The following is a 26,575-nucleotide window of genomic DNA, read 5'->3' as shown; positions in this document are numbered from 1 at the left end:
ACCTAATTATCCACACACTTATCTCTCTCATTTTTCCCGTATTTTTCTCAAAAAAACACTTGATTCTAAAGTTACTTCATATTTTATTATGGTATCAAATTTTAATTGATAAAAGGAGAGATCACATGAAATTCGAAAAAACAACCGCTATTTTGACCGCACTTTTCGCGGCATCCGTTGCTAACGCTCACAACGTATGGCTGGAACCCGTCAAGGAGGCGAATTCTACCGGGCAATATGTAGTGAAATTCGGGCATGAACAAACGGAAATTTATCCGGAACACAAGCTAAAAACCGTTAAATTGCTGGATAACAACGGCAACCTCACTAACGCAACCCATCAATTTAAACAAGGCGAAGCCTATCTCAATGCTGAAAATGCGTCACAAGTTTTTATCCGTTTTGATAACGGCGTCTGGTCAAAGCTGCCAAGCGGCAAATATGTAGAAAAAAGCAAACAACAAGAGCCCACTGCGGAATTTGCCGTGAACCCGGTGAAGTTCGGCAAAGCGTTGTTGCGTTGGGACGCGCAGGCGTTGAAAGCCCATGGCATGGAATATGAACTGGTGCCGCAAGAGAAAGCGCAAGCGGGTAAACCGCTACCGATTTTGGTGTTACACAACGGCAAGCCGGTGAAAGATATTAAAGTGGGATTGGGTGAAGACGCGCCGTTCAATCTGACTAATGAAAAAGGCATAGCCGAATTTACACCGCAAAAAGGCAACAACAAAGTTTGGGCAGAATTTTCGGAAAACGTGAAAGGCAACCCCGATTACGATCGCCGTTCGGTGGAATATATGCTGACCTTTGAGGCGGAGTAGGGCGCAATGAAAAAAACGCCGTATTTTTTGACCGCACTTTTGGGCTTATGTGTTGCACCTCACGCTTGGACGCACGCCCTTTATGTATTTGCCCAGTATGACGGGCAAACCGTGACGGGAAAATCCTATTATTCCGACATGACCCCCGCCGTCGAAACCTATGTGGAGGTGTTACGCCAAGGGGAAAATCAGCCGTTGCTGACGGGCAAAACCGACAATGGCGGTTATTTTCACCTGCCGTTAAAAGCGGATCCGAATATGGCGTTGAAAGTGGTGGTGGAAGGTGAGGAAGGGCATCGGGCGACGGTCGTGGCGGACAGAATTACGGCGAATGCCGGCGCAACAACTCGGGCGGGCGATGAAAGTCTGCTGTTGTTACGCGGTGATATTGCGCAGTTGCGCGATAAAATTTATCTGCACGATATTTTAGGCGGAATCGGTTACATTGTGGGAATTGCGGGCATTGCCGCTTGGCTGAAGGCCCGTAAGTTAAGAAAGGGACATCAATAATGCATTTATCGGAAGGCGTGTTGCATACACCGGTGTTGTTAGCCGGAGTGGCTTTGGCAGTGGTCGGTGTAGCGGTAGGGTTGCGTCGCCTGGATAACGAACGTTTGCCGTTAACGGCACTGTTTGCCGCCGCTTTTTTTGTTGCCGGCACCATCCATGTGCCGGTTGGCATCGGTAGCGTACACTTGATTTTAAACGGCATAGCGGGATTATTTCTTGGTTGGGCGGTGTTTCCCGCCTTTTTTATCGCCTTGTTGTTACAGGTGTTGTTTTTTTCCTTCGGTGGGTTTGCCGTGTTAGGCGTGAATTTGTGCGTGATGGCGTTGCCGGCGGTGGCGGCGCATTATTTATTACGCGGTTATTTGCATCCTGACATGGGAAAAATGGCGAAATTGTTCGCCGGTGTGGGTGTCGGCGTGATTGGTGTAGGTGGCGCGGGCGCGTTGGCGTCTTTGGTTTTAGCCTTGGACGGCGGTAAACATTATCAGGATTTAATCGCCCTGTTGTTGCTGTCCCATTTGCCGGTATTTGTGCTGGACGGCATTATCAGCTACGGCGTGATTTCTTTGCTCGGCAAAATGTATCCCGTCGCACTGCAACCTGTCGCCACCTCACAAAAAGCCGTCGGTTACAGCAAACGGTGTGCGCAATGAGTTCTGTTTTTCGTCTTTTTTTTGCACCGCACTTTTTCGCGCCTCATCTACGCCTGATCTATTTGTTTCTTTGGGGCTTAGTCATCAGTGCGTTGCACCAATCGTCTTTGCTATTCTGCTTGAACGGTGCGGCGTTGGTGTTGTTGGCGGCATTCATTTACGGCAATGCAGAACCTTATTCCCCCTATATAAAACGTTGGCTGTGGTTAAATGGATTCACGTTTTTGCTTTGGCTAACATTGAGCTGGCGGATCGGTGCCGAGGGCATGGAGCTTAATCCCGAAGGCATGGAAACGGCGCTGCTCATCACGTTACGTATGAATCTGTTGTTGTTTTCCTTGTGGTTGTTCTTGTGGAAAATGAACGACGCGGTGCTAGTGCAGGCAATAGGTAAATTGCCGTTACCGCCTAAGCTCATTTGGCTTTTTGTGTTGACTGTGCGTTACATTGCATTATTGGGCGAGTTGCGGCAGAAAATGGATCTGGCAATGCGCGCGCGCGGGTATCGCGCGGGACTGAATCGCCGCACGTTATATATCACTGCGCAACGGGTGGCGTTATTGCTTGTTCATGCCTTGTTAAAAGCGGAAACGGCGCAGATTGCGTTGAAATGTCGCAGCTTTCGATTCGGCAATCAACAAACGCTAGGCGGGGAAAAATGACGGTTTTACAAGTCAAAGGATTGCAAATTAAGCGGGGAGAACGGCGGATTATTGATAATCTGTCCTTTCAACTTGACGCGGGGCAACGTTTTTTTATCCGGGGCGAAATCGGCACAGGAAAAACCACCTTATTACTGGCGTTGCTCGGTTTTGTTCCTATTGCGGGGGGAGAAATTCGCCTGTTCGGGCAGCTTTGTCGGGAAGAACGGGATTTTGCTCCTTTTCGTGGCAGTGTGGGTTTTTGTTTTCAGCACGCCGACGATCAACTGTTCGGTCCGACGGTGTTGGACGATGTGGCGTTCGGTCCGTTAAATCAAGGCTTGCCGCGTCAACAGGCGTATGCCATCGCTTTGCAACAGTTGGAACGGCTGGGAATTGCCCATTTGCAAGACCGCACGGTGCATACCCTGTCCGGCGGCGAAAAAAATTTTACCGCACTGGCGGGCGTGTTGGCGATGCAGCCGAAAATGTTACTGTTAGATGAGCCGACTAACGGCTTGGATAGCAAAAATACCGAAAAACTGACCGCACTTTTGCGCGAATTGTCGTTGCCCATGTTGGTGGCGTCCCATCACCACGGCTTTACTGCAAAATTGGCGGACGAAGTTTTGACTTTATGATCTCAATCAAAACCCTGCGCAGGCGTTGTGCTATCCTTAATACATACTTATTTTATCGCGATAAATCAGGGGGATAATATGTGTACGACTTTTGGTTGCGGGTATCCCGAACAAGTAAGAATCGGCGAAGTGGCACATTCTCATCATGACAGCCACTACGGCACGCAAAGTGCAGTCAAAAATCCGGACTTTTCTCATTTCAAATTTCACTCGGCTCAGCAGCCGTCCGACACATCCGAGACGCAAAAACGCTTGTTGAAAGTGGAGCAGGACGTATTAGGTAAAAATAATCAAATTGCGGCGCACAACCGTTTTCTTTTCCAACAACAGCACATTCTTGCATTGAATTTGGTGTCTAGCCCGGGTTCCGGCAAAACCACCTTGCTTACTACCACGCTAAACGCGCTGAAAAATGACCGCACTTGTTATGTGATTGAAGGCGATCAACAAACGGAAAACGACGCCGATCGCATTCGCGCCACCGGTGTATCTGCGATTCAGGTGAACACCGGTAAAGGTTGCCATTTGGATGCGCAGATGATCAACGACGCCTTGTTCAAACTGGAACCGAAACAACACAGCCTCTTATTCATTGAAAATGTCGGCAATTTGGTTTGCCCGTCGGAATTTGATTTGGGCGAAAAAGCCAAAGTGGTGATTTTGTCCGTCACCGAGGGCGAAGACAAACCGCTGAAATACCCACATATGTTTGCTGCCTCCAAACTCATGATTTTAAACAAAATAGACTTGCTGCCTTACCTTAATTTCGACGTGGAAAAATGTATCGCCTACGCCAAACAGGTGAACCCGCAAATTGAGGTGATTCAACTTTCCGCTACCACGGGCGAAGGCTTAAAAGACTGGTTAAATTGGTTACAAAACGCCTAGCATTTTTGCGGAGTAAGGGGACTGTTATGCAATTCATTGATGAATTTCGTGATCCCAAACTGGCGAAAAGTTTGGTGGAGCGTTTGCAAAAACTCATGGAAAAACTACCGCACTTTACGCCGGAAAATCCGTTGTATCTTATGGAAGTCTGCGGCGGTCATACCCATACGATTTTTAAATTCAGCTTGGATCGCCTGTTGCCGAAAAGCATTGAGTTTATTCACGGTCCGGGCTGTCCGGTGTGTGTGTTGCCCATGGGGCGCATTGATGTGTGTATTGAAATCGCGCAAAAGCCCAATGTGATTTTCTGCACCTTCGGTGACGCCATGCGGGTGAAAGGACGGTGCGGTTCCTTGCTGGAGGCAAAAGCCAAAGGCGCCGATGTGCGAATCGTTTATTCGCCGTTGGACGCGCTGAATATCGCCGTGAACAATCCCGAAAAAAACGTGGTTTTCTTTTCCCTCGGTTTTGAAACTACTATGCCGAGCGCGGCGGTGACCCTTCAACAGGCGAACAAGCTGAATCTGCAAAATTTCTGGGTGGTATGTCAAAACATCACCATTATCCCCACTTTACACAGCCTGCTTTCGCAAGATTATGTGAAAATTGACGGCTTCATTGCGCCCGGCCATGTGAGCATGGTGATTGGCGCCTCGCCTTATCAATCCATTGTGGATAAATACCATAAGCCTTTTGTGGTTACGGGCTTTGAGCCGTTGGATATTCTGCAAGCCATCGTGATGTTGGTGCAACAATTCGTGGACGGGCGTTGTGAAATCGAAAACCAATATAAACGCATCGTGCATTCCCAAGGCAACCTGCTGGCGCAACAAGCCATGCGTGAAGTGTTCCAATTGAAGAAATCCAGCGAATGGCGCGGTTTGGGCGAAATCGAAGAGTCAGGCGTGGAACTCACCGACGCGTACAAACGTTTTGACGCGGAAATCTATTTCCACAGCCACCCGCAACAAGTGGCGGACGACCCCAATTCCCGCTGCGGCGATGTGCTCACCGGCAAATGTAAACCTTGCGATTGCCCGTTATTCGGCAGCCAATGCAACCCGGATGATGCCTACGGCGCCTTAATGGTGTCTTCAGAAGGGGCGTGCGCCGCCTATTATCAATACCGGAGAGAATAATGACAGATTTTATTACCATGGCGCACGGCAACGGCGGCGCGGCAATGCAAAAATTAATTCAGTATTATTTCGTCGAAGCCTTTGACAACCCGATTCTCGCCCAAGGAGAAGATCAAGCCCGTTTGCCGTTGGCGGAATTGATGGCGCAGGGCGAACAGCTTTCTTTCAGCACCGACAGTTTCGTCATTGACCCGATTTTCTTCCCTGGTGGCAACATCGGCAAGCTCGCCGTATGCGGCACGTTAAATGATGTGGCGGTATGCGGCGCTATTCCCAAATACCTTTCCTGCGGCTTTATTTTGGAAGAAGGTTTACCATTAACCGAATTAAAAGAAATCATTCAAGCTATGGCGCAAGCCTGCAAAGCTGCCGGCGTGCAGGTGGTGACGGGCGATACCAAAGTAGTGCAAAAAGGCGCGGTAGATAAAATCTTCATCAACACCAGCGGCATCGGCGTGATCCCGCGTGGTATCGATTGGGGAATGCACCGTATTACAGCGGGCGATAACATCATTGTCAGCGGCACCATCGGCGAACACGGTGCTACTATTTTGAACCTGCGCGAAAACCTTGGCATTCAGACTGATCTGAAAAGCGACTGCGCCGTTCTTGCCCCGCTCATTGATTTATTGCGCCCCATTGACGGCGTGAAAGCCGTCCGCGACGCTACCCGTGGCGGGGTAAACGCGGTGCTGCACGAATTTGCCGCCACCCAACAACTGGGTATGCAAATCAACGAAGAAGACCTGCCGCTTCGTCCTGAAGTGCGCGGCATTTGCGAACTGCTCGGCTTAGAAGCGCTGAATTTTGCTAACGAAGGCAAACTGGTCATCATCGCCGCCCCTGAAAAAACACCTGAAATTCTGACCGCACTTCACTCGCACGAACTGGGAAAAAATGCCGCAGTCATCGGCGAAGTGACGACGGATAAAAAAGTGAGATTGTTGGGCAGCTTCGGGCAGTCACGGCTGTTGGATTTGCCGGTGAATGAGCCGTTACCAAGGATTTGTTGATTTTTTATCGGGTTTCGCCCGATGGGCGCCTTACTTTCTTTTACTTGCATAAAAGAAAGTAAGCAAAGAAAAGTGCACCCCAGCTTCACCGCTTATCCTCGCTCACTTGCAATTTTCTTAACGAAAATTTTCGAACTCGCCATTTCATGGCTCAAACAGGCGAAAATTTCCTAAAAATTGCAAATCGCTCAGGCGGCTCAGATGGGGGCCCCCTGTTTTGTCGGAGCATCAAAAAAGTGCGGTACATTTTGAAATCGTTTTCTATCGTTGAAAACGCTTAAAAATACTGTTTTTTATGACTGCACTTCTGTTCCCTAAATTCCCCAAAGGGGAATGACTATGCTTAATCTAGGGTAACTTGTTACCCTAGGCAAAAAACACCAAGGCTATCTAGGAGATAATAACAAATGACTATAGTGAACCATATTATTCAAGTGATCGGGAAAGGGCGTTTTATGATGGTGAGTCTTTGCTGTATCCTAGTCACCGCCTGCGCCACCCCGCGAGAGCCCTTACCCGAGCCTTATGTTGCCGTTAAAGGGCAGCCCTATTATTGGGAGATCGGGAGAGAGCATGTTTTTAACTGCTTCATCATCGGTGCCACCAAGGGGCACGGATACCAAACAAGAAATGACCCGTGCAGGTTTACGCACGACGGCAATTTCAATGAAACCGATTTGAAAGGCGTCGCATTTCATTTGGATGGCTCGATCATTGTAGAATCCGCAGTCCCGATGTTAGGTCCTTTCGGTCCGATTTCTTCATACGATAAACGGATAGCTTCCCCGTCGTCATTCAGGTGATGGAACAAGACGACCCTGTATTGAAAACATGTAGCCGTGTGGATTATCGGCAAATAGACATAAGTGGCGATTATCCGAAAAACGCCGTGGCTTACGATTGTAGTAAAAATCATCCATCTGCTGCTCGGTTCATGTAATTTGTGTGCCGTACAGTATCTCGCCGCACCATGATAGCGCACGCTTCCCATCGTGCGCTGTAACTTTCAAATATTTCGGGCACAGGTTATGAAATATGCGTCGGCAAGAGGGCTTGGATACTGGTGCTATCAGAGTGAAGTGCGGTGAGTTTTAGGATTGTTTTTTAGCGTTGAAAACGTTTGAGATTTTGACCGCACATTTTTTGTTTTTGTGATAGTTCAAGCGTCCACGCTTGGACAAAAGGATAGCACCAGCGTGGACGCTGGTGCTATCAAAATGATGGGTGTTTACCATTTATTTATATGCAAAGAATTACCTTTTGTGTCATTACACATTGTAGAAGAACCAAGTGACATACAACTTATAACATTTGTTTTCGGTTGAAACATTCCCCATGCTTTTGAGAAATTATTATTTTCACTAGATGGTTCATTCACCCAATTATTTTGTTCACGCGCTCTATTGTACTCCTGTACATACTGTTTTGTATTGCAATCAATACCCAAAGTTTTTTGTACTGACAGCATATCTTGCAAGGTAATATAATGCCCAAAACTAGTCATTTTTGCACTGTCACCTGATACATATCCGCGATTGAAATCAGAACAAAAAGAATCTACTCCACCAGCTTTGGAAACTGCATAACTGTAGCATTGCTCTGGTGTAATATTTCTTTTAGTTATCTCATTAATTATATTTTGTTGAATTTTAGATTTTGGTAGTTTTACTTCAGAAGTGAATGCAGAAAGGCATAAAATTTCGTCAGATACAGATGTATCACTAACAGATATATCTCCACTAAGAATATTATCAGAAGTAAAAGACGAGCATGATGTAATAGTTAATATACTACTAATCAAAAAAATTTTTTTCATAAATAAAAACTCCTATAACTAGACTTTTCTAATTATAGGAGTTTCTTAATTTTTTGTCTGTGATCTAACTCAACTATTTGAAATAGTTAATCCCTTCGCTAGCAATAATTATTAATGTTGTAAAAACACTTCCAAAACCCACCGCACTTTACGCATTCTTTCTTGCATATTCCACGGCTTCGGCGATGAGTTCCTCGCTTGGTCGTTTGCCGGTGTAGAGTTCAAATTGTTCGACGGCTTGTAAGACGATGACTTCGGCACCGGAGATGGTTTGTTTGCCGAGGGCTTGGGCGGCTTTGATTAACGGGGTGTCGGCGGGGTGGGCGACGACGTCAAAAGCGGTTTTGGCGTGGCGGATCATGGTTTCGGGGAAGGCGAGATCGAATGCTTCTTTGCCTCCTTTCATGCCGATGGGGGTGACATTAATGAGAATGTCGGCGTTTTGGTTGTTGAGGGAATTGATGTAGCCGTAGCCATAAAGTGCGGCTAAATAATTGCCTGTTTTTTCGTTACGGGCAAAGATTTTGACATTCTCAAAACCGGAATTTTTAAAGGCGGCAACCACCGCTTTTGCCATGCCGCCACTGCCGTGCACGATCACGGAATCGTTTTTATCCAGTTGATATCTTTCGATAAGTTTCACGATGGCGATGTAATCGGTGTTATAGGCACGTAAAAATCCGTTGTCGTTGACGATGGTATTTACCGATTTGATGGCTTGTGCGGAAGGGGAGATTTCATCTAAAAACGGCATACAGCTTTCTTTAAACGGCATGGACACCGCACAACCGCGAATCCCTAACGCCCGCACGCCTTTCACTGCGTGTTCGATGTCGTTGGTGGTAAAGGCTTTATAAATGAAATTCAAACCAAGTTTTTGATAAAGGTAATTGTGAAATTGTGTACCGAAATTGCCGGGACGACCGGACAGGGACATACAGAGTTGGGTGTCTTTGTTGAGCATAGTCAGCCTTTTCGTTGGTGTGGATGGAAAATAATACGGTGAGTATAGCAGTTCCTGATGGCGCGCGCCTTGTGAGGCGTGTGAGTAAGTTGATAAAAAATACTCGGGATATAGATCAAAGTGCGGTCATTTCTTTTTGTGTTTTTAACTTACAAACTCGGACGAATGCCTAACGTGTGGCAAATGGCATAGGTGAGTTCGCTGCGATTCAGGGTGTAGAAATGAAAGTCTTTTACCCCTTCGCGGGACAGTATACGCACCATGTCCATGGCGATGCTCGCCGCCACCAGATTGCGGGTGGTTTGGTCATCATCCAAGCCTTCATACATTTTGCTCATCCAAGCCGGAATTTTCACATTAGTGATTGCTGCCATTTTTTGTAATTGTTTGAAGTTGGTCACCGGCAGAATCCCCGGCACGATTTCTGCATCAATACCGATAGACGCGCAGCGATCGCGGAACCGCAGATAGCTGTCAATATCGAAAAAGAATTGTGTGATCACATGATTGGCACCGGCATCAATTTTACGTTTTAAATTAATTAAATCCGCTTGCGCCGATTTGGCTTCCGGATGAACCTCAGGGTATGCCGCCACGGAAATATCAAAATCTGCTACGTCACGTAATAATGCTACTAAATCGGCGGCATAAAATGGTTTTTTCTCGTAGCCTTTCGGCTCATCACCGCGCAGTGCCACAATGCGACGAATGCCGCTATCCCAATAACCTTTGGCAATGCGACGCAATTCGTCCGAGGTAGCGTCAATACCGGTTAAATGCGGCGCAGCTTCCAGACCGGTTTCCTGCTTAATGCGTTTCACCACCCCGTGAGTGCGTTCACGCTCGCCGGAATTGGCGCCGTAAGTCACGGATACAAATTTCGGTTTTAGCACTTTTAAGCGATGGATGGATTCCCACAGAAGATTTTCCATTTTTTCACTTTTCGGCGGGAAAAATTCAAAAGAGACATTAATTTTGCCGTTTAAATCAGCTAAATGTTGATTTAGATTATCAATTTCTTTTGCGTAACTCATAAAGTTGCCTCGTGTTTTCATCAGTCGGATACGTTGGTTCAAATTAAAGCGAAAAGGAATATGTGTCAATTTCAAATATTTCATTTATTTTATGAATTGAATTAATGTGCGAAACAAAAGCCCGCGATGTATCACGGGCTTTAAAAACAGCATTTTTTATGACCGCACTTTTGCCTAATTACGTCGTCGTGCCAACAACCACCAAGTGATGATTAGGAACAGCACACTCGGCATCAGCGCGCCGATAAGCGGCGTGGTGTTATAAACTAAACTGAATTTACCAAATAATTCATTCACCACATAGAACAGGAAGCCGAAGCAAATCCCGATAAGGATACGGGCGCCTGCAGTCACGCTGCGCAACGGTCCGAAAATAAAGGACAGCGCCAACATCATCATGACTCCAACCGAAATCGGCTGGAATAATTTACGCCAATAGGTTAGCTCGAAATTTTTGGAATCCTGTCCCGTCTCCCTTAAGAAAGTAATGTAATTGGATAAACCGGAAATAGATAAAGAAGTTGGTCGTAACGACGCCACACCAAGTTTATCGGGTGTTAAATTGGTTTGCCATTCTTCGTTTAAACGATTGGTGGTTTGAATGTTCTCCGGCTGAATACGTGATTCGTTGACTTGCTGCAACGTCCATTTGCCGCTGTTAAAGGTTGCCCGGTTGGCGTGTTTGAGTTTCTCTAACTGACGCTGTTCATTAAAGGTGTAAATATAAATATCATTTAATTCCACGTCATCGGTAATGCGACGCACATACACGAAATTATTGCCGTCTTTCGCCCAAATACCGTTTTTCACCGATAGCATTGAACCGCCGGAAATAGCTTTGGAACGCATATCACGGGCGAATTGTTCCGTTTGCGGAATGCCCCACTCACCGATCACCATGGTCAGCAACACTAAAGGGAGCGTGGTTTTCATCACCGCAAAACCAATACGCATACGGGAAAAGCCGGAAGATTGCATCACCACCAGTTCACTGCGGCTGGCAAGATTACCTAAAGCAATCAGTGCGCCGAGTAGTGCCGCCATCGGGAAAAAGGTTTCCACGTCTTTCGGCATGGTCAGCACGGTATAAGCGATGGCTTGTAAAATATCATAAGTGCCTTTGCCCACACTGCGGAACTGTTCCACGAATTTAATGATAGCGGACAACCCCACCAACATTAACAAGGTGGCGAAGATCGTACCTAAAATACTTTTACCGATATATCGTTCTAATGTATTCATCGAGTTATCCCTGTGTTACCGCTTTTTTATTGAACGAATAACGAATGCGATACATAAATGCGCTATCCCAGCTATTCAGGAGAATTGCCAGTAAGAAAAAGACAATATTGACTAACGGCATGAATAACCCGGCATCCAATTTGCCTGCCCCGCCGGCGGATTTTAACGAGCTTTGCAATAAGAAATAAATTAAATACAACAACAATGCCGGCAACACTTTAGCAAAACGCCCCTGGCGCGGATTCACACGGCTTAGCGGCACGGCAAGTAACGCCATAATCGGCACGGCGAGAATTAAGGTTAGGCGCCAGTGAAACTCGGTTTTCGCCGCCGGTGTTTTGGTGTTTAACAACTGACTTAAACTTAATTCTTCCGTCTCGGCAGAATCATCATTCACTGCTTTATGCCCTAAATACGCCTGATATTCATCAAAATGGGTGATGCGAAAATCCGGCAGTGCCGCCGTGCCTTCAAAGCGTTCGCTGTTTTGTAGATTCAGCACCTGATCGCCGTTCGGTAACGCTTTTAATTCGCCTTTTTCCGCTACGATCACCGACGGCTTGCTTTGCCCGCGTGGTTGCGTTTGGAACACATAAACATTATTGATTTGATTATTTTGAATGTCATCGATGAACAGCACGAAATCGCTGTTGTTGGCGCTAACAAATTGCCCGGCGGACAATGCACCTACATTCGGATTGGCTTTGGCATCTTCCACAATTTCTGTCTGTTTGTGAATCGCCCAAGGTGTCAACCAAAGTGCGTTGTAAGCCGCCACACCTGACGTTAATAAGGAAAGTAGCAGTACAACTTTGACTAAAATCGGCTGTCCCACACCGCAGGCACGCATCACGGTAATTTCACTTTCTGCATACAAACGCCCCAGCGTCAGTAAAATGGCGATGAACAAACAGAGCGGCAACATGAGCTGCGCCATGGTTGGCATACCTAAGCCGAGTAAAGAAAAGACTAAATCCGCCGGTACTTTACCGTTTGCGGCAGAGCCCAGTACGCGTACTAATTGCTGACAGAAAAAGATCAGCAGCAAAATAAACAAAATCGCAATCTGGCTTTTAAAAATTTCTTTGGTTAAATATCGGGTTAAAATCACTTTATCGTCCATTTTTCTCTTGCAATTTGAGCAAAAGAGATTAAATTCGTTGTAATTAAAATAGGTGAATCACTTGATTTGCCTAAATAATAAGTAAGGTATGATACCCTAATTTAGCATTTAAAACAGCAAAATAAGCGAGGAAAAAATGAAGTATAGTGCTCAACAATGTGCCATTAATCAGCCTGCGGACTGCCTGATTGTGGGCATTTTTGAAGAGAAAATCCTATCCAAAAGTGCGGTGGAAATTGACAACCTTTCCGGCAATTATCTAAGCGATTTGGTGGAAAACGGCGAAATCAGCGGCAAATTAGGGCAAGCCGCCTTGTTACGCCATTTGTCAAATATCGCTGCCAAGCGCGTATTGGTGGTGGGTTGCGGCAAAGCCGGAGAGCTTAGCGAACGTCAATATAAACAACTTATTCAAAAATCCGTACAGGCATTAAAAGAAACCCAAGCCAAAAGTGCGGTCAGTTTTTTAACTGAAATTCAGCTCAACCAACGCGATCTTTATTGGAATATTCGCTTCGCGGTGGAAACCGTCGAACAGGATTTATACCAATTCACCCAATTCAAAAGCCAAAAAACAGCGGAAAAATCCACCGCACTTTGTGAAGTGATTTTTAATGTGGATGCCAAGGATCAAACCACCGCTGAGCAGGCAATTCAGCACGCTTCCGCCATTGCATTGGGCGTGCGCTTTACTAAAGATGTCGCAAATTGCCCGCCAAATGTGTGTACCCCAAACTACCTGGCGGATAAAGCCTTAGACTTGGCAAAACACTCACCTCTCATCAAAACCACAATTATCAACGAAGCCGACATGGAAAAATTAGGCATGGGCGCTTATTTGGCGGTGTCTCGCGGTTCCCGTAATGAAGCAAAACTTTCCATTATGGAATACCGTAATGCGCCGAATCCGAACGCGAAACCTATCGTACTGGTGGGCAAAGGCTTAACCTTTGACGCAGGCGGGATTTCTCTCAAACCCGCCGCCGACATGGATGAAATGAAATATGATATGTGCGGTGCGGCATCTGTTTACGGCGTAATGAGCGCATTGGCGCAATTACAGCTGCCGCTAAACGTTATCGGCGTGATGGCGGGCTGCGAAAATCTGCCTGATGGCAATGCTTATCGCCCGGGCGATATTCTTACCACCATGAACGGCTTAACGGTGGAAGTGTTGAACACCGATGCAGAAGGACGTTTAGTGTTGTGCGATACGTTAACTTATGTGGAACGCTTTGATCCGCAAGTCGTTATTGATATTGCTACCTTAACCGGCGCGTGTGTGGTGGCATTAGGTCAACACAACAGCGGCTTGGTTTCCACTCATGATGACATTGCTGCGGCCATTGAAAAAGCGGCGCAACAAAGTGCCGACAAGGCGTGGCGTTTGCCGTTAAGTGAAGAATATCAAGAACAGCTTAAATCTAACTTTGCCGATTTAGCTAACCTTGGCGGACGCTGGGGCGGTACGATCACCGCTGCTGCATTTCTTGCCAATTTCACCAAGAAATACCCATGGGCACACCTAGACATCGCCGGTACCGCGTGGTTACAAGGCGCCAATAAAGGTGCCACCGGCAGACCGGTTTCCTTGCTGGTGCAATTCCTGTTGAATCAAGTGAAATAAAATACCGAAGAAAATGACCGCACTTTGCTCTGTACCTTAAAACTTAGGTTTGTTATCTGTCTAAGTTTTGGGGGAGAGGGTAGAGTGCTTTTCTTTTCAGAAAAAATGCACCTCTATCTAACCTACTAAATAGGGGCGCTCAAACTATGCAGACAGCACGGAAATGGCTTTAATCTGCGCATAAACCAGTTGTCCCGGTTGCAATGCCAAATCATGAAACGACCATTTGCTGATACTCGCCCAAATATGCTTTCCGCCAATATCCAGTTTGAGATCGACACGGTTTTCCTGTTCCTGAATTTTCACAATGCGCCCGTGTAAAATGTTTCGAATGCTGGATTTTTCCGCTTTATGCAGACTGATGGACACATCGGAGCTATGAACGCAAATACGGACATTTTCATTCATTTCCGACGCCACTTGGTTAATCCAAATGTTCTGATCGCCGATAGAAAGTGCGGTCATTTTATAAGACGGATTATGCATAAAAACAGGCAGAGAAAGCACCGCACTTTGTTCGTTTTCCTGTTTCCAAGGTAAGAACAGCGGGCTTTCCCAAATGTTCTCCAACATATCATAGGCTTCCACCTTTCCGTCGGTTAATAAGACAACCCGTTCCGGCAGGCGCAAAAGTTCATCAATGCTGTGCGTCACGTACAAAATCGGAATATTAATTTCTTTGGATAATCGTTCCAGATAATTCAATAATTCCCGCTTGCGTGGTAGATCTAGGGCGGAAAGCGGTTCGTCCATTAATAAAATTTCCGGGTCTGTTAATAGTGCCCGCCCGATTGCCACACGTTGTTTTTCACCGCCGGATAAAGTGATCGGATAACGTTTTAATAAATGCCCGATCCCCAGCAATTCCACAATGTAGTCAAATTCATCCTTGCTGGTATTTTTCATGCCGTAGCGCAAATTGCCTTTCACCGTGTAATGCGGAAATAAGCGTGCGTCCTGAAAAACATAACCAATATTGCGCCGATTGGCGGGAACACAAATTCCCTCTTCCGCTTCAAATAACACACGATCATTTAACGCAATTACGCCCTCATCCGGATTAATTAACCCGCTTATCAAATTGATCAGAGAAGATTTCCCCGAACCGGATAAGCCGAAAAGTGCGGTCACGCCTTGCGATGGAATTTCAAGCTTCGCCTGTAGGGATAAATTGCCTAATTGTTTTTTTACATCAATGTACAGCATCGCTTTGTCCTAATCTTTTCTGCATCCGTTTTGCCAGCCACTCCGATAACAACAGGGAAACCAGGGATAAAATTATAGCAAAAACACATAAACGGGCGGCTTGTTCTTCCGCGCCGGGCGTTTGAATGAAAGAATACATTGCTAAAGGAATAGTTTGTGTTTCACCGGCGATATTGGAAACGAAAGTAATGGTTGCGCCGAATTCACCCAAGGAGCGGGCAAATCCCAATACGATGCCCGCTAAAATTCCCGGCAAAGATAGGGGCAAGGTGATGGTAAAAAATACCCGCCAAGGGGAAGCGCCCAAGGTTCTGGCGGCTTGTTCCAATTTTAAGTCGATACTTTCCAGCGAAAGACGAATTGCCCGAACCACTAATGGAAATGCCACCACGGCAGCGGCTAATACCGCCCCGCGCCAGCTGAAGCCGAAAGTCAGCCCGAACCATTGGTATAAATATTTGCCGATGAAACCGTTGCGTCCCATTGCCACCAACAACAGGTAACCAATCACCACAGGGGGCAATACCAAAGGCAAATGGATGATGCCGCTGACGATGGATTTTCCATAAAATTCTTTACGCGCTAACAGCCACGCCACAAAAATCGCAAAAGGCAGGCTCCAAATCATCGCACTGACAGACACTTCCAGGCTCAACCGAATGGCGTCGATTTCTAATTGGCTTAAACCTAATAACGTCAGAAATTGTGTAAGCAAAATCCCGATTCCCTTTATAATAGCCCATAAACAAAGCGTAGCACAATGGCTACGCTTCAGACGTCAATTGAGTGCGGTTATTTTACCGAGAAACCGTAATCCGCAAAGACTTTTTTCGCTTCAGGCGATTCTAAATATTTTAAGAAGGCTTGCGTTTCCGCATTATTGTGATCTTTTAAAATGGCAACCGGATAATTTGCCGGTTTATAAGAATCTTGTGGGAAGACACCGACCGTTTTGACTTCTTTACTCACTTTCGCATCGGTTGCATATACGATACCCAACGGAGACTCACCACGTTCAACCAAAGCTAATGCGGCACGCACATCTTTGCCACGGGCTAATTTATCTTTCACTTTGTCCCATAAGTTTAATTTGGTTAAGGCTTCTTCGGCATATTGACCGGCAGGCACGTGCGCCGGGTCGCCAACGGATAAATAAGCATTATTTAATTGGTTAATCCATTCGCCTTTAGCAATATCGACATTTTCTAATTTGCTGTTTTTTTGTGAAATAAGTACCAGTTCGTTACCTACTAATAATTTTTCACTTTCTTTCACGGTTAATTCTTTATCGGAAAGGTATTTCATCCATTTGCCGCTGGCGGAAATAAATAAATCGGCAGGCGCACCTTCTTCAATTTGTTTGGCTAATGTGGAAGAGGAGGCGAAAGAAAATACAACTTCTTCCTTCGGGTTCATTTTGTAATAATCGGCGGCGACCTGCTTCAAGGAATCGGTCATGGACGCAGCGGCAAAAACAGTGACTTTAGCTTGAGCGGAAAGTGAAAAGGCAAAATAAGCGGCGGCTAAACCTGCGGCAATTTTTGAATATTTAGACATAATACAAACTCCGTTTTTGGTTAGTAAATAAATTATATATCGCGCAGATTATACAACGATGAGCGCAATATAAAAATATTTTTGAACAAGAAAAGATCACAAGATTGCGTATGTGCCAAACGATTTATCGGCGTTCTTATTTAGAACAAAATATAGTATGATGTGCAACCGATAAACCATGTCATAAAACGATATATTCCACAGCGAATTTTGAGGGGAAAACCACATGCGAAGTACCGAAATTTTACTCACCATCAAATTGAAACAACAACTCTTCGCAGATCCGAAGCGGATCCGTTTATTAAAAGAAATTGAAAAATGCGGCTCCATTAACCAAGCGGCAAAAAATGCCAAAGTCAGTTACAAAAGCGCCTGGGATCACCTTGAAGCCATGAATAAAATCAGCCCGAAACCGTTACTGGAACGCAATATCGGCGGCAAAAACGGCGGCGGCACGGCGCTTACCGTTTATGCGCAACGGTTGCTGCAACTTTATGATTTACTTGAACAAACACAAGAAAAGGCCTTTAGCATTTTGAAAGACGAAAAGGTTCCGCTCAACAGTTTGCTTTCCGCTACCGCGCGGTTTTCGCTGCAAAGTAGCGCACGCAATCAGTTTTTCGGCATCGTTCAGGCATTACGTTTTGAAGATGTACATTGTTTTGTGGATATCGAGCTGGAAGGCTTTTCCGAGCCATTAACCGTGTCGATTACAGAAAAAAGTGCGGTGCGTTTAAAACTTGAATTAAATAAGGAAGTTATGTTGATGTTTAAAGCACCTTGGGTAAAAATCCGCGCCAAACAGGCAAGAAATATGCCGAATCAATTCCGTGCAACGGTAAAATCCATTATTGACAAAGGGGAGGCAGGAGAAGCAATTTTAGTCTTAGAAGATTCAAAAATTGAGTTCTGTGCTACACTCACCAAAACTCAACATATTGAGCTTGAGCAACAGGTTTGGATTTCCGTCGATCCGGAGCAAATCATTCTTGCTACCCTTTATTAGTCTTTTTTTCCATGAAGAGCAGCTACGATGAATTATCATTTGGAGCACTTTTGCCATACATGGCATAAAAGTCGCATTTTGTTGACGTAGCGCATAGTCTCTCAGGTATATTCCTGTTGTGACATATTATTTTATGATTTTTGTCTTTTTATTTTTAGGGTGATTTATGATTACACCACTTTTTACTCCATCACAGAAAAGCAAAATAAACAAGAAAAGTATGATTTTCGTTATTGATGTCATTCTTTTTGTCATTCTTCTTAATGTGCTTCCCTTTGATGAACAAGCCAATCGCGGTTTGGCATTATTGGCGTTTGTCGGCATTTTATGGTTAACCGAGGCCATAAATGTTAGCGTAACCGCCCTTTTTGTACCGATTTTATCCGTAGGACTTGGCTTGGTAAACAGCCGAGAGGCGCTGGTAGCATTTGCCGATCCGACGATTTTTCTGTTCTTTGGCGGTTTTGCATTGGCAACAGCGTTAAATGTACAGAAAATCGATAAAATGATTGCCAATAAAATCATGCATTTGGCAAGAGGCCGTTTATTTATCGCTGTTATGTATATTTTCTTCGCCACCGCCTTTTTATCCATGTGGATGAGTAATACAGCTACCGCCGCCATGATGATCCCGCTTTCCATGAGTATTCTGAGTCAAATGGATCGCCAAAAAGAGCATAATACTTATGTCTTCGTATTGCTCGGTATTGCTTACAGCGCCAGTATCGGCGGCATGGGTACCTTGGTAGGTAGTCCGCCAAACGCTATAGCCGCCTCCCAATTACACCTCAGTTTTGCCGATTGGTTAAAATATGGCTTACCTATGATGTTATTACTGTTTCCAATCATTATCGGCTGGCTTTACATTATTTTCCGCCCACGTTTGAATTTACGTTTTGATGTTCAATTTGAACAAATGAAAATGGATAACAAACGCTGGTTAACCTTAGTGATTTTTGCCCTTGTCGCTTCACTATGGATTTTCAGTAAACAATTGAATTCTGCGCTGACTGTATTACTCGGATTACCGAAAGCTATCGAAAGTATAGACAGCATGATTGCTCTGTGTGCCGCCGTGGTTATTTGTGTTAGCGGTATTGCTACTTGGAAAGAAATTCAATCGAACACCGAATGGGGCGTGCTGTTTTTATTCGGCGGCGGTTTAACCCTGAGTTCTGTCTTGGAAAACTCCGGTGCAAGTAAAATTATGGCAGATGGCATTGTCTATTTAATCAACGGCGGACACACTTATGTTATGGCACTGATTATCGCTGCCTTTATCGTTTGCTTAACCGAATTTACTTCTAACACTGCCAGCGCGGCGCTGCTAGTGCCGATTTTCATCTCTATTGCACACGCACTAAATATGTCACCGCTCGGGTTTGCCATGATTATCGGTTTGGGTGCATCCTGTGCTTTTATGTTGCCGGTAGGTACACCACCGAATGCCATTGTATACGGTACGGGTAACGTAAAACAAAGTGATATGATTCGGGTCGGCAAATATATTGACATCACTTGTATACTTGTCATTGCCACCATCGCGTGTATTTTCTGGATGTAGCATCATTTCTCGATGATAAAAAATTTCCTGCCGTTTTCACCGCAGGAGATTTTTTATAAATTTAACTTACAAGGTAATTTCATCAATAGACTTACCAAAACTCGGCACAAACACCTGTAAAAAATAATCCATTTCCGGGCTTCGCCACTGATCCATCAGATTTTCTAACCGCACTTTTGCCGATCTAAATTCCTGATTACCATTTCCCAGTTCAAATTTCACCTTGATATAAGCACAGATTAAATCTGCCTGTTTCACAATATGTTTTTCATCATCCGAAAAATAGTGACTATCCAGATAGGGTAAAAAATCTGCCTGCAATTCTTCCGGCAACAAACTGATCAAATGCAACTCGGCAGCGGTCTCAATTTGTTTGTAAGCATGGGTAATCTCTTCATTGAAATATTTGATCGGTGTCGGCAGATCGCCGGTAAAAATTTCCGATGTGTCGTGATACATCGCCATCACCGCAATGCGCTCTGCATTCAGTTGTGCACCGTAAAAACGATTTTTAATTAAGGCTAAGGCGTGCCCGACAAATGCCACCTGTAAGCTATGTTCCGCCAGATTTTCCCGTTCAATATTACGCATAAGCGACCAGCGCTGAATCAATCTCAAGCGATCCAAACAGGCAAAAAAATGGCTGGTTTTTATTCGATCCATTTAACAACCTATTGATTAAATGTATATTCTTCAATAATTACCGGGAGTTTATAAGTTTTACCTAAGCGGGATATTTCCACTTCAACTTTCGTATTCGGGCGCACATCGGCAATCAGTTTCATCATTTCTGTCGGTGAATGGGCCTCTACCTTATTGATTTTCAAAATAATATCGCCGGCTTGTAATCCGGCTTTCGCCGCCGGGCTGTTTTCAATGACGCCGGTAATTAAAATCCCGCGTTCGGAAGAACCTTGTCCGTTGCTAAACAAAATATCCGTTTGCACGCCGAAATAGCCGCGAATCACTCGTCCGTCACGAATAATTTTTTTCATCACATCATTTGCCAAGTCAATAGGAATGGCAAAATTAAGACCTTCGGCAATTTCATTGGAGGTTTTACCGATACTCAACGTGCTGATGCCCACCAGTTCGCCGGCGGAATTAATCAACGCGCCACCGGAATTCCCACGGTTAATAGAGGCGTCTGTTTGAATGAAGTTTTGTCGCCCGAGCGCCTCACCCACCGCGCTACGTCCCACCGCACTGATAATCCCCTGTGACACGCTTTGCCCCAGGTTATACGGATTGCCGATTGCCAGCGCCACATCTCCCACATGCACCGGACGGCTGAGATTTTGCGGAATCGTGGATAAATTATCCGCTTTAATTTTTAATACTGCCAAATCCGTTAAAGAATCGGAACCAATGAGCGCCGCATCAAAAATATGCCCGTTTTGCAACGCTACTACAATTTGATCGGCATTTTGAATAACGTGTTTGTTCGTCAGAATATAACCGTCTTTTGACATGATCACGCCCGAACCGAGGTTATTCACCTGCAATTGCGCGGACGAAGAAGTAAACGCCTGATTATAAACGTTCACAACCGCCGGCGAAGCAATACGCACTGCATCTTTATAAGAGGCGATTTCTTGCTCCGGTAACACGGATTTCCCGGTGATTTTCGGTAGCACAAACAAAATCACACCTGCCGTAACCAAACCGATGAGTGCGGAATGTAAGATTTTTTTTAACATTGTGTTCCTTATTTTCTTATATAAATTAATTTAAGATCGTCGCCGGTAGGTTCACAAGATTGCAATTGCCATAAAGGCGCGTCGGCGAGTCGGGTTAAATGGGGCAAATGACATAAATCTTTGGCGTGATCGCCTAACAGTTTTGGCGCCATATAGATGATTAATTCATCTACCAGGTTTTCGGCAATTAGCGCGCCGGCTAAGGTGGCACCCGCTTCGACCCAAAGCGTATTGATCTGACGTTTGCCCAATTCTGTCATCAGTGCCTGTAAACGGCTTTCGCCATAGCTTCGGTCTAATTTTAAATATTCCGTTGACGTCGGAAAACCCGTTAGTTGAAAGTCATCCTCACCTGCCAGCCAAACAGGAGCATCCGTTAAAAACACCTTAAAATCCGACCGCACTTTATGAGTGGAATCCAAAATAACGCGTACCGGCTGGCGTAAATTTTCCTGTACGTAGCGGGCTTGTGTTTCATTTGGCAATTCAGCCCAACGCACATTTAAACTCGGATCGTCCGCCAGTACCGTTTGTGAGGTAGATAACATCGCCGAAGCTTTGGCACGATATTGTTGCACATCCATTCTTGCCTGTGCGCCGGTGATCCATTTGCTTTCGCCGCTCGCCATGGCGGTTTTGCCATCAATGCTCATAGCCAATTTTAACTGCACGAAAGGCTTGCCCGTACGCATCCGTTTTAAGAAACCTTTGTTAAGCTGTTCCGCTTTTTCTTCTAATAAACCTACCGCACTTTGAATGCCGGCATCCGCTAAAATCTGTAATCCTTTGCCCGCTACCTGCGGATTCGGATCGCACATGGCGGCAATCACCTTACTTACGCCGGCTTCCACCAGCCCTTTGGCGCAAGGCGGTGTACGTCCGAAATGGGAACAGGGCTCAAGGGTCACATACGCCGTGGCGCCACGGGCATTTTCACCGGCTTCACGCAATGCCATCACTTCGGCATGGGGTTCGCCCGCTTTAAAATGGAAACCTTTGCCCACAATTTTGCCGTTTTTTACCAACACGCATCCCACCGAAGGATTCGGTGTGGTGGTAAATTCGCCCTGTTTGGCTAAATCCAGGGCGAGTTGCATAAAAGCGACATCTTGCGGGCTAAATTGTGCGTCCATTATTGATCCTTGAGGTTTTCGATTTCTTGGCTAAATTCATTAATGTTATCAAAGCTCAAATACACGGACGCAAAACGGATATACGCCACTTTATCCAGATTTTTTAACTCGTCCATCACAAGCGTACCCACCAATTTACTTGGCACTTCACGCTCGCCGGTGGCGCGTAATTGGTGAATAATACGGCTAATTGCCTTTTCCACGTCGTCGGAGCTAACCGGGCGTTTTTCCAGCGCGTGCTGAATGCCGCGACGTAATTTGTCTTCGTTAAACGGCTCGCGATTACCGTTATTTTTAATAATTTTCGGCACGATTAATTCCGCCGTTTCAAAGGTGGTAAAACGCTCGTGACACTGACCGCACTCTCTGCGCCGACGCACCTGAAAACCATCGGAAACCAAACGACTGTCAATGACTTTGGTTTCTTCCGTTGAACAAAAAGGACAACGCATATTGCCTCCAATAAAAACACTGAAAAAAACAACCGCACTTTAGGTCATCTGTGGGCGGTTATTTTACAAGTAATTTGTGTAAAGTGCGGTATAAAAAATAAAAATTTTACCGCCTCTTACAACAATCGAAGATAAACGGTAATTTCTTCACGATCATGATACAAATGTTTTGCCTGTAACCGATATTTTAAGCCTTGTTGCGACAATTTATCCGCAATCAGTTGCAGGCATTGTTGTACTTGGGCATAGCGTTTTTTCATCGGCAGTTTTAGGTTGAAAATCATGCTGTGGCACCAGCCGTTGAGCAGCCATTTGGTCATCAGTTCCGCAATTCGGCTCGGTTGCTCCACCATATCGCACACCAGCCAATCGATTTTACGTCGCTTCGGCGGCTGAAATTTAAACCCGTCTTCCGCACAATGTTCAATGCGCCCCGTCTCGTGCAGACTTGCCGCCATTTTGCCGTGATCCACCGCATACACAAATAAACCGCGCTTCACCAATTGATAGGTCCAGCCACCCGGGCAAGCGCCGAGATCCACGGCATACATCGTCTCATTAAGCAATTCCGGTTCTTGGTGGCGCGAAATGAAGGTTAAAATCGCCTCTTCCAGTTTCAGCGTAGAACGACTTGGCGCCTCGGCGGGAAATTTTAAGCGCTGAATGCCCATCAAATGCGCGGAATGGTTGTGATTATAGGAATAGCCCACATAGCAGGCGTTATTGCGTAAGAAAAAAAGATGTAATGTCAGACCGCACTTTTGATTAGGTTTGGCATTCAGCCAGCCTTGCTTTTTCAACGCTTGACGCAACGGCACGGTAAATTTGCGACAAAATCCGAGTAATTCCTTTGCTTCGTTGGTATCGGCGGTTTCCACCCATAATTCACTGCTGTTTTTCAACGCAATGGTATCGGCAATTTGTTGATATTGGTGAACAATCGGCGTGATGCGATCCTGTTGCGGTAAATCCGTTAATAAATCGGACACCACCAACATTTGACGGGCGAAAATCAGCTGTTGAAAAGGCAACTCACGCGCCAATAAATCGGCATCGCCGGGCTGATAGCATTCAAATATCACATAGCCGCTGTTTTCCGCCATGCGGGCAAATCCAAACACGCCCTTTTCCGCCGCTTTATCGGTGATTTCTGCCGCCAGCTCGCGCTCAAAGCCCATTCGACAATATAATGCCAACTTATTCATTTTCTTGTTTATTTTCTTCTTGATTGATAGTTTGAATAATCCAGGAACGGAACGCGACGATTCGTTCATCTTTGTTGTTATCCAAATGATTGACGACATAAAAGGATTTCGGATCGCGTAAATTCGTGTCAAAAACCGGCTGTAAATTGCCGTTATCCAGCTCTTGCTGCGCTAAAATTCGATTGGCAAGCACAATGCCCTGCTCGTGAATCGCCGCCTGTAACGCCATAAACGTGTGGCTGAAAATCGGACCTTGCTGAATATTTAAATCTTCCAGTTCCAGATAATTCGCCATGTGTTGCCAATTGTCACGGGCGTGAATATGCAGCAGCGTATGATGTTTTAAATCGTCTCGATGATGAATCGGTTTTTGCGCCAATAATTTCGGCGAAGCAAGAATCAATAAATCCTCCTCCACCAGACGATCCAGCTGTAAGTTATCCCAATTGCCCTTGCCGTAATAAATGGCAATATCAATATCCTGGCTAAGTAAACCCTCATCCTGATCCACGCCTTTTAAACGCACTTCAATATCGGGATGTAGCCTATTAAAATCACTCAAACGCGGCACTAACCATTGAATCCCAAAGGTTTGCGGCACACTGATGGTTAAGTGTTTATCGGTTTTTAAAGCAAGCAGTTTATCGGTGGCTTCCACTAAACGGAAAAGGATTTTCGTAATATCGGCATAATAGGCTTTGCCGAAATCCGTGAGTTCCAGGGCGCGGTTTTTTCGTTTAAAGAGTTCCACGCCTAAAAAATCTTCCAGCAGTTTAATTTGGTGGCTAATCGCCGCTTGGGTAACAAAAAGCTCATCCGCCGCTTTGGTAAAACTTAAAAATCTGGCAGCGGCCTCAAAGGCTTTAAGCGAGTTTAACGGTGGCAAACGCTTATACATGATAATTCCTAAATGGTTTATTTATAAATGCGGTTAATCAGATTATTTTTTTTTATAAATCCAATAAAAAAATCTCTTTTGCCCAATATTTCCATTTTGCATACAATACAACAATACTTAGTGTTTGGTACTTTCTTACTGGTTAAAGAGTTTCCAATTAAGTATGATGTTGTGTTTGCATATTGTTTGGTTGTTCCAAACGAAGTAACAAAAGTTACTATTTTATTTCCTGTATATTAGGCTTATTCGCCGGACACCGCTCCCTAAAAAGAGCGGTGTTTTTTATGGCTGAATTCTAACATAGTTATCTGCCGATTTCCTGCTCCCGCTCACAAATCCGAGTGCGCTTCGCTTCTTCGCCCAAAATTTCATTTGTTTTTGTGATTAAAATATTTTAAATCCTTATGGAATAAGGTAGATTAAAAATAACCTAAATAACAATATACACATAAGGAAAAACTATGTCAGACTTACTTGATTGGAAAAATCTCGGCTTCAGTTATATCAAAACGGATTATCGTTTCATCGCCCGCTGGAAAGAGGGCAAATGGAACAACGGTGAATTAAGCACCGACAGCACACTCCATATTCACGAAGGATCTACCGCACTTCACTACGGTCAACAATGTTTTGAAGGCTTAAAAGCTTACCGCTGTAAAGACGGTTCAATTAACCTTTTTCGCCCCGACCAAAATGCCAAACGTATGCAAAATACCTGCGATCGTTTATTAATGCCGCAAGTGCCTACCGAATTATTTATCCGCGCCTGTAAAGAAGTGGTGAAAGCTAATGAACGCTGGGTGGCACCTTACGGTACCGGAGCGACCTTATATTTGCGTCCGTTCGTGATCGGCGTGGGTGAAAACATCGGCGTGCGCCCGGCACCGGAATATATTTTCTGCGTATTCTGCTGCCCGGTCGGTGCTTATTTCAAAGGCGGCATGAAACCGTCCAATTTCCTGGTGACCGATTATGACCGCGCTGCACCGCACGGTACCGGTGGCGTGAAAGTGGGTGGAAACTACGCGGCAAGTTTGTTACCGCATGAACTTGCCGCCGAACGCAAATTCGCCGATGCCATCTATCTTGATCCGAAAACCCATACCAAAATTGAAGAAGTGGGCGCGGCAAACTTTTTCGGTATTACCCGCGATAACAAATTCATCACTCCGCTTTCTCCGTCTATTTTGCCAAGTATCACCAAATACTCGCTACTTTATTTAGCCAAAGAACGCTTAGGTATGGAAACTATTGAAGGCGATGTGTATATCAACGAACTCGGTCAATTTACCGAAGCCGGTGCTTGCGGAACTGCCGCCGTTATCTCCCCAATCGGCGGAATCCAATACGGCGATGATTTCCACGTTTTCTATTCCGAAACCGAAGTGGGTCCAGTCACCAAACGCCTTTACGACGAACTCACCGGCATCCAATTCGGTGACGTGGAAGCGCCGGAAGGTTGGATTGTAAAAGTGAATTAATTCCCGGCTACTACAGAACACAAAAGTGCGGCGGAAAAACACGGTATTTTTCTACCGCACTTTTGTGTCAGTTTAAATTGATCATACTAGATAACATACGAATTAAAAATCAATTTAAAATCCTCCTTATGCTTTTGCATTCACAAACCCAACAACTTACTTTATAGAAAATAGTTACCCTAAAATTTTATTTATCCTTATCTATTATTCTGGGAGTTTTATAGGCTTCCTGATAAAAAATCCCAATGAGTAAATAGGTAA

At 45.2% G+C, this 26,575-nt stretch carries 26 protein-coding genes; 12 read left to right on the top strand and 14 right to left on the bottom strand.

Annotated features, from left to right (window positions below; translation table 11 throughout):
• The first annotated feature begins 125 nt into the window (after positions 1–125).
• The 8 genes from A3CS_RS0105860 to hypE all read left to right on the top strand — a co-directional run bounded on the left by A3CS_RS0105860 (position 126) and on the right by hypE (position 6,306).
• Positions 126–821, top strand: coding sequence for a DUF4198 domain-containing protein (locus A3CS_RS0105860; protein WP_005538320.1), 696 nt, complete (start codon positions 126–128; stop codon positions 819–821).
• A 6-nt stretch (positions 822–827) separates the two neighbouring features.
• Entirely contained in the window at positions 828–1,331 is a 504-nt protein-coding gene (locus A3CS_RS0105855; protein WP_005566749.1) for a hypothetical protein, read from the top strand.
• Positions 1,331–1,984 (top strand): cobalt transporter CbiM, encoded by a 654-nt coding sequence (gene cbiM / locus A3CS_RS0105850; RefSeq protein WP_005545836.1) that lies wholly within the window; start codon positions 1,331–1,333, stop codon positions 1,982–1,984. Before A3CS_RS0105855 ends, cbiM begins: the two co-directional genes overlap by 1 nt.
• Complete coding sequence (locus A3CS_RS0105845; RefSeq protein WP_005566748.1) at positions 1,981–2,646, top strand: energy-coupling factor transporter transmembrane component T family protein; 666 nt, start codon at positions 1,981–1,983, stop codon at positions 2,644–2,646. The genes cbiM and A3CS_RS0105845 overlap by 4 nt, the downstream gene beginning before the upstream one ends.
• On the top strand, positions 2,643–3,266 hold the full coding sequence (locus tag A3CS_RS0105840) for an energy-coupling factor ABC transporter ATP-binding protein (protein WP_005545838.1): 624 nt from the start codon (positions 2,643–2,645) through the stop codon (positions 3,264–3,266). Before A3CS_RS0105845 ends, A3CS_RS0105840 begins: the two co-directional genes overlap by 4 nt.
• Before the next feature lie 78 nt (positions 3,267–3,344).
• Positions 3,345–4,154: a hydrogenase nickel incorporation protein HypB gene (hypB, locus tag A3CS_RS01000000110955; protein ID WP_019518323.1), complete on the top strand. Its 810-nt coding sequence runs from the start codon at positions 3,345–3,347 to the stop codon at positions 4,152–4,154.
• Positions 4,155–4,180: 26 nt separating this feature from the next.
• Positions 4,181–5,293, top strand: a complete 1,113-nt coding sequence (gene hypD, locus A3CS_RS0105830; RefSeq protein ID WP_005573700.1) for a hydrogenase formation protein HypD — start codon at positions 4,181–4,183, stop codon at positions 5,291–5,293.
• Positions 5,293–6,306: a hydrogenase expression/formation protein HypE gene (gene hypE / locus A3CS_RS0105825; protein WP_005573702.1), complete on the top strand. Its 1,014-nt coding sequence runs from the start codon at positions 5,293–5,295 to the stop codon at positions 6,304–6,306. The genes hypD and hypE overlap by 1 nt, the downstream gene beginning before the upstream one ends.
• A gap of 1,228 nt (positions 6,307–7,534) precedes the next feature.
• Here the strand turns inward: hypE and A3CS_RS01000000110950 are convergent.
• The 5 genes from A3CS_RS01000000110950 to lptF all read right to left on the bottom strand — a co-directional run bounded on the left by A3CS_RS01000000110950 (position 7,535) and on the right by lptF (position 12,473).
• Entirely contained in the window at positions 7,535–8,122 is a 588-nt protein-coding gene (locus A3CS_RS01000000110950) for a hypothetical protein (RefSeq protein ID WP_019518322.1), read from the bottom strand.
• A gap of 148 nt (positions 8,123–8,270) precedes the next feature.
• On the bottom strand, positions 8,271–9,086 hold the full coding sequence (locus A3CS_RS0105805) for a shikimate 5-dehydrogenase (protein WP_005545842.1): 816 nt from the start codon (positions 9,084–9,086) through the stop codon (positions 8,271–8,273).
• Between the two features lie 149 nt (positions 9,087–9,235).
• Positions 9,236–10,120 (bottom strand): methylenetetrahydrofolate reductase, encoded by an 885-nt coding sequence (gene metF, locus A3CS_RS0105800; RefSeq protein ID WP_005589001.1) that lies wholly within the window; start codon positions 10,118–10,120, stop codon positions 9,236–9,238.
• Positions 10,121–10,294: 174 nt separating this feature from the next.
• Positions 10,295–11,362 (bottom strand): LPS export ABC transporter permease LptG, encoded by a 1,068-nt coding sequence (gene lptG, locus A3CS_RS0105795; RefSeq protein WP_005545844.1) that lies wholly within the window; start codon positions 11,360–11,362, stop codon positions 10,295–10,297.
• Between the two features lie 4 nt (positions 11,363–11,366).
• Entirely contained in the window at positions 11,367–12,473 is a 1,107-nt protein-coding gene (gene lptF, locus A3CS_RS0105790) for an LPS export ABC transporter permease LptF (RefSeq protein ID WP_206380225.1), read from the bottom strand.
• Positions 12,474–12,621: 148 nt separating this feature from the next.
• Between lptF and A3CS_RS0105785 the strand changes: the two genes are divergently transcribed.
• Positions 12,622–14,112, top strand: a complete 1,491-nt coding sequence (locus A3CS_RS0105785) for a leucyl aminopeptidase (protein ID WP_005545846.1) — start codon at positions 12,622–12,624, stop codon at positions 14,110–14,112.
• A 144-nt stretch (positions 14,113–14,256) separates the two neighbouring features.
• On the opposite strand, the gene modC is transcribed toward A3CS_RS0105785, so the two are convergent.
• The 3 genes from modC to modA all read right to left on the bottom strand — a co-directional run bounded on the left by modC (position 14,257) and on the right by modA (position 16,875).
• A complete protein-coding gene (gene modC, locus A3CS_RS0105780; protein WP_005545847.1) occupies positions 14,257–15,318 on the bottom strand; it encodes a molybdenum ABC transporter ATP-binding protein ModC in 1,062 nt (353 codons plus the stop codon).
• The gene (gene modB / locus A3CS_RS0105775; protein ID WP_005545848.1) at positions 15,305–16,033 is read right to left on the bottom strand and encodes a molybdate ABC transporter permease subunit; all 729 of its coding nucleotides are present in this window, start codon (positions 16,031–16,033) and stop codon (positions 15,305–15,307) included. The genes modC and modB overlap by 14 nt, the downstream gene beginning before the upstream one ends.
• Positions 16,034–16,110: 77 nt before the next feature.
• Entirely contained in the window at positions 16,111–16,875 is a 765-nt protein-coding gene (modA, locus tag A3CS_RS0105770; RefSeq protein ID WP_005566733.1) for a molybdate ABC transporter substrate-binding protein, read from the bottom strand.
• Positions 16,876–17,101: 226 nt separating this feature from the next.
• On the opposite strand from modA, the gene A3CS_RS0105765 reads away from it, so the two are divergent.
• Both A3CS_RS0105765 and A3CS_RS0105760 read left to right on the top strand, forming a co-directional pair.
• Positions 17,102–17,881, top strand: coding sequence for a TOBE domain-containing protein (locus A3CS_RS0105765; protein ID WP_005538269.1), 780 nt, complete (start codon positions 17,102–17,104; stop codon positions 17,879–17,881).
• Positions 17,882–18,101: 220 nt separating this feature from the next.
• Entirely contained in the window at positions 18,102–19,445 is a 1,344-nt protein-coding gene (locus tag A3CS_RS0105760) for a DASS family sodium-coupled anion symporter (protein WP_005545850.1), read from the top strand.
• 66 nt (positions 19,446–19,511) lie between these two features.
• Here the strand turns inward: A3CS_RS0105760 and yfbR are convergent, their stop codons facing one another.
• The 6 genes from yfbR to A3CS_RS0105730 form a co-directional block, all read right to left on the bottom strand.
• On the bottom strand, positions 19,512–20,108 hold the full coding sequence (yfbR, locus tag A3CS_RS0105755) for a 5'-deoxynucleotidase (RefSeq protein WP_005545851.1): 597 nt from the start codon (positions 20,106–20,108) through the stop codon (positions 19,512–19,514).
• An 8-nt stretch (positions 20,109–20,116) separates the two neighbouring features.
• Positions 20,117–21,145 (bottom strand): outer membrane-stress sensor serine endopeptidase DegS, encoded by a 1,029-nt coding sequence (gene degS, locus A3CS_RS0105750; protein WP_005538261.1) that lies wholly within the window; start codon positions 21,143–21,145, stop codon positions 20,117–20,119.
• Positions 21,146–21,153: 8 nt separating this feature from the next.
• Entirely contained in the window at positions 21,154–22,278 is a 1,125-nt protein-coding gene (ribD, locus tag A3CS_RS0105745; protein WP_019518321.1) for a bifunctional diaminohydroxyphosphoribosylaminopyrimidine deaminase/5-amino-6-(5-phosphoribosylamino)uracil reductase RibD, read from the bottom strand.
• Positions 22,278–22,730, bottom strand: coding sequence for a transcriptional regulator NrdR (nrdR, locus tag A3CS_RS0105740; protein WP_005538258.1), 453 nt, complete (start codon positions 22,728–22,730; stop codon positions 22,278–22,280). The genes ribD and nrdR overlap by 1 nt, the downstream gene beginning before the upstream one ends.
• A gap of 116 nt (positions 22,731–22,846) precedes the next feature.
• On the bottom strand, positions 22,847–23,935 hold the full coding sequence (rlmM, locus tag A3CS_RS0105735; RefSeq protein WP_025298326.1) for a 23S rRNA (cytidine(2498)-2'-O)-methyltransferase RlmM: 1,089 nt from the start codon (positions 23,933–23,935) through the stop codon (positions 22,847–22,849).
• On the bottom strand, positions 23,928–24,833 hold the full coding sequence (locus A3CS_RS0105730) for a transcriptional regulator GcvA (protein ID WP_005538253.1): 906 nt from the start codon (positions 24,831–24,833) through the stop codon (positions 23,928–23,930). The genes rlmM and A3CS_RS0105730 overlap by 8 nt, the downstream gene beginning before the upstream one ends.
• A gap of 461 nt (positions 24,834–25,294) precedes the next feature.
• Between A3CS_RS0105730 and A3CS_RS0105725 the strand changes: the two genes are divergently transcribed.
• On the top strand, positions 25,295–26,314 hold the full coding sequence (locus tag A3CS_RS0105725) for a branched-chain amino acid aminotransferase (RefSeq protein ID WP_005545854.1): 1,020 nt from the start codon (positions 25,295–25,297) through the stop codon (positions 26,312–26,314).
• The last annotated feature ends 261 nt before the right edge of the window (positions 26,315–26,575 follow it).

The organism is Aggregatibacter actinomycetemcomitans DSM 8324 (assembly GCF_000372365.1).
Taxonomy (GTDB): Bacteria; Pseudomonadota; Gammaproteobacteria; order Enterobacterales; family Pasteurellaceae; genus Aggregatibacter; species Aggregatibacter actinomycetemcomitans.
The sequence above is the reverse complement of the archived record's forward strand: the minus strand, read 5'-3'. Positions and strand labels throughout refer to the sequence as shown.